The organism is Stenotrophomonas sp. B2 (assembly GCF_014947095.1).
Taxonomy (GTDB): Bacteria; Pseudomonadota; Gammaproteobacteria; order Xanthomonadales; family Xanthomonadaceae; genus Stenotrophomonas; species Stenotrophomonas maltophilia_P.
This window is the reverse complement of the sequence record NZ_JADCQA010000030.1, coordinates 1-3838: the sequence shown is the minus strand read 5'-3', so window position 1 is coordinate 3838 and position 3838 is coordinate 1. Positions and strand designations below refer to the sequence as shown.

Genomic DNA, 3838 nt, shown 5'->3' with positions numbered 1-3838 from the left:
GGAACCTGCGCTGTGCCGTGTCGGCACTGGTCAGATCGGCACTGTAGCCCGAGCCGTCCTGCCGCTCGGCACGGGTGAACGCGACCTGTCCGGCCTGCAGCTGCGGCACGCTGGCATCGAACTCGCTGTCACTGTCGTTCAACAGCGCGGTGGTCAGCTCGTTGCCTTCCTTGCTGCCATAGATACGTCCCTGTACCAGCGGGATCGAAAGATCCTGGCGGTAGTAGCCCGGTGCGATATCCAGCGCGAGCTTGCCGACCGTGCCGCCGATCAGGAAGCCCGGCGCAGTGGTGGCCGCCCCGTTTCCGCAATAGTAGTAGCTGCCCTGGCTGTCGCAGCGATGGACTTCGAATGCGTCCAGTACAAGGCCCGCCTGGCGCGTTTCCGGGGTGATGTCGAACAGCAGCCGGCCGGCATTGGGATAGGCAAAGCTGACATAGCCGTTGACCGTCAACGGGCCGCCCTGCGGATGAAGATCGCCACCGGCCACCCTCACCCGCGCCACCTGCGGAACATTCCAGGGGAAGTCGGGATAGTCCGGGTCCCCGACATAGGCCGTCGCGCCGATGGTTCCATGCCCCTTCAGTGCGGCCCCTGGATCCAGCGTCACGACGGCCGTGGAGATTCGACCACCGGCCATCGCCACCTCACCTCCACGCCGGACCAGCAGCGTATCGCTGTTGTCCAGTTCGCCGGTCGAGGCGAGGGACAGCGAACCGTCCACGATCGTGCTCCCGGCCTTCAGCAGGCCGTCCCTCACATCGACGGCACCGTTGCGTCCTATCACGCTGTTGCCGGTAAGCAGGCTGCTCTGCGCTGTGATGTCCAGCCTCCCCGAGTCCACCCACAGAATCGACGCACCGCTGTCTTCCGTCGCGGACCAATGGGCGCCCGCGGTGAGCTTGATCACGCCAAAGGCATCGCCGCCGACGACCTTGTCCACGTCCACATCGCGCACATAGGAGAACTGCGCGGGATCGAATGCCGGATTGATGTTTCCGCTCACCCGCTTGCCATCGATGACCAGGACATCGTTGGTCGTTGCATAGTCCATCGAGGTCGCCACCCTGTCGCTGAACAGCGTCACGTCCGGATAGGCCGTGCAGCCACCGTCCTCGCTGGTGTCGCGCGTCGGGCAGAAGCGGGTCGCGATGGCCATCGTGGCCGGATCGAAATAGCGCAGGAAGCCGGAGCTTTCCGTCAGTTCGTAGTGGGCCTGGGTGATCCGGCCTTCAATGACGGCAAAGTCCCTGGCGCCAAACATGTCCCGGTAGTACTGGATGTACTTCTCCTGGCCCGGGTACGGCGTGGGAACACCGTCCCGGGCTTCGCCATGGATCCCCAGCACGGTCATGTCGTAACCGTCATACACCGGCAGGGCGAAGCGGGTGATCCGACGATTGACACCGGCGACGAACGCATCGGCACACGCCGAGTAGCAACCACCGTCCAGCACGGTATCCAGGCCATTGCGGCGGATGACCTCGCCCATGCCAACGCCACCGCTGGCAGCACCACCGGGTGAATTGCGGAAGACGATCTGGCGGATGGTCCGTCCCTGCCGGTTCGCCGCGCTGAGAATGCGCTCCAAGGTCCTGGGATCGCTGCTCTCGACGCCGCCGGAGTAGTAGATCGTGTCGCCGTTCAGATGGAAGGTGCTTGCCTGCGCATCGAGCGTGGAGAGTCCCGCCATCAGAGCGAACGACATCGCCATGCTCAGCCTGGACCGGGAAGTGAGGGGGGAGATCGACGAGTTCGACATGCGGGTTACCTGTGTTCGAGAGAGTGCCGCCCCGCCAACGCCCCTGCCGATGCAGGGCCACTGGACGTCGCAGTGCCATCCGTCGCGCCTGTGGCCGACGACAGGAAGCACTAACGGCCGAAGATCGCCCTCACCCCCAGTCGGGCGGCGAATCGCGCCACCTGCCCTCGCATTCCGCCAGGCATTGCCCGGCGCCACCAGACACAAAAAAGCCCCGACCAGGGCCGGGGCTTTTCATCAAACATGGTGCCGGAAACAGGAGTCGAACCTGCGACCTACGCATTACGAATGCGCCGCTCTACCAACTGAGCTATTCCGGCCGAGCACGGGATTTTACGGGCTCCCCTGCCCGGTGGTCAATCCACCCTCGGTCAGCCAGCCTCCACCCGGTTCGCGCATGCCCGCCCGGCTGCGAAATCCGCCAGGTTGCCCAGCGTGATCGCCGAGATCTCCTGCAGGGCCTCCACGGTGAAGAAGCCCTGATGGCCGGTCACCAGTACGTTGGGGAAGGTCATCAGGCGCTGGAACGCTTCATCGTCGATGATTTCCCCGGAGAGATCCTGGAAGAACAGCGCGCTTTCCTGCTCGTAGACATCAATGGCCAGGTGGCCCAGCCGGCGTGATTTCAGCGCGCGGATGACCGCATGGGTGTCGACCAGACCGCCACGCGAGGTGTTGACCAGCATGGCACCCGCCTTCATCTGCGCCAGCGACGCATCGTTGATCAGGTGATGGGTATCCGCCGTCAATGGGCAGTGCAGCGACACGATGTCGGCGCGGGACAACAGCTCGGCCAGAGCCACGTTCTCTCCCAACGCGGCGAAGGATGCCGATGGATAGGGATCATGGCCCAGCACCGTGCAGCCCAGGCCCTTGAAGATGCGCGCCGTCGCCACACCGATCTTGCCGGTGCCGACGATGCCGACGGTGCGGCCATGCAGGGTGTGCCCAAGCAGGCCATCGAGCATGAAGTTGCCTTCGCGCACGCGGTTGTAGGCGCGATGTGTTTGCCGGTTGAGGGTCATCACCAGGGCCAGTGCATGCTCGGCGACGGCCTCAGGTGAGTAGGCCGGCACGCGCGCGACGAACAGGCCCAGCGACGTCGCAGCGGCGAGATCGACGTTGTTGAAGCCGGCGCACCGCAGCAGCACGGCACGTACACCTTGCGCGTGCAGGGCCTGCAGTACAGGGGCATCAAGACGATCATTGACGAACACGCAGACGGCGTCGCAGCCCTGTGCCAGCGTGGCGGTATGCAGGTCGAGCGCGGCATCGAAGTAGACGAACGCGAAATCCTGTTCTGCGGCGCCGCGTTGATTGGCCTCGTCAAGAAAGCGGCGATCATAGGGCCGGGCGCTGAAGACTGCGATCTGCATGGAGGGGCCTGGGTGGAATTCCATGCCGAACCATACCGCAGCAGCGTGCGTCCTGGGATGGCACCGGCGATGCGGGCATCGCCGGTGCCGCCGGCCACTCAGAACCGGTAACCCAGCCCCAGCTGCACACCATTCTGCAGCTGGCCGTCGCGGCGCTCGCCCACATAGTCGACCATCACCGACAGCCGCTCGCTGGCCCGGCTGGTCACACCCAGGTTCCAGCTCAGCACCTGTTCGCCCACCGTCTGGCTGTTGCTGCCGAACACCAGATCCGGCGCCGCCGCAAAGCCGGTGCTGTAACGGGCCTGCGTATCGCCCAGCTCCTTCTGCCACACCACCCGCGCCCGCGGGGTGATGCGCTCGCCGTTGTTGCCCTCGAAGGTCTTGAACAGCTGCAGGCCCGCACCGACCTGGATGCTCTCCAGGCTGCCGCCACGCCCGGCCAGCGCCGCCACGCCCTGCCCTTCGTTGAACCGCGTCGCGGAGGTACGCGCGTAATCCACCACCGGCAGCAGCGGCTGGATCACCACGCCCTTGCCGCGGGTGAAGGAGAACGCATGTTCCACCCGCGCAGAGATCGCATCGTTGCTGTACTTCGCACGCAGCGGATCCTGCAGGCCCTCGATGCCGGCGATGCTGCGCCGGGTGTCGTGGCGCAGGTCGGTGTAGCGCACCGCCGCGGACAGATAACCGCGCGCGT

Annotated in this window: 2 protein-coding genes, 1 tRNA gene and 1 pseudogene; all 4 read right to left on the bottom strand. The window is 65.4% G+C overall.

The window, feature by feature from the left end; all coding sequences use genetic code 11:
- Window positions 1-1708 (bottom strand): annotated as a pseudogene (locus IMX13_RS18815) (hypothetical protein); the annotation flags it as partial.
- A gap of 298 nt (window positions 1709-2006) precedes the next feature.
- Window positions 2007-2082: transfer RNA gene (locus IMX13_RS18810), tRNA-Thr, on the bottom strand.
- A gap of 51 nt (window positions 2083-2133) precedes the next feature.
- Window positions 2134-3138 (bottom strand): 2-hydroxyacid dehydrogenase, encoded by a 1005-nt coding sequence (locus tag IMX13_RS18805; RefSeq protein ID WP_193396971.1) that lies wholly within the window; start codon window positions 3136-3138, stop codon window positions 2134-2136.
- 98 nt (window positions 3139-3236) lie between these two features.
- Window positions 3237-3838 (bottom strand): autotransporter outer membrane beta-barrel domain-containing protein (locus IMX13_RS18800; RefSeq protein WP_193396970.1); only part of this gene is annotated, 602 nt, incomplete at its 5' end.